Annotated in this window: 1 protein-coding gene; it reads right to left on the reverse strand. The window is 63.7% G+C overall.

The genetic code is table 11. The annotated features are described in order from the left end of the window. Positions 1-273 (reverse strand): SIS domain-containing protein (locus AVJ23_RS22055; protein WP_157772798.1); only part of this gene is annotated, 273 nt, incomplete at both ends.

The raw sequence follows: 273 nt of genomic DNA on the forward strand, positions 1-273 counted from the left end.
GGGCCAGGCCAATCACGGTACCGCCCTGCTGCTTGACCATTTCCATCGAGTGCAGCAGTGCTTTGGTGCGCCCGCTCTGGGAGATGGCTACCACCACATCGCCGGGCTCCATAGACATGGCTGACATGTTCTGCATGTGGTGATCGGAGTGTGCAGCGGTGGCCAGCTGCAGGCGGAAGAACTTGTGCTGGGCGTCGCTGGCTACGGCACCGGAGGCGCCGAAGCCAAAAAATTCCACCCGCTTGGCGGGCGCGATGGCGGCGATGGCGGCTT

Origin of the sequence: Pseudoponticoccus marisrubri (genome assembly GCF_001482405.1) — a bacterium.
In the GTDB taxonomy this organism is placed as follows: domain Bacteria; phylum Pseudomonadota; class Alphaproteobacteria; order Rhodobacterales; family Rhodobacteraceae; genus Pseudoponticoccus; species Pseudoponticoccus marisrubri.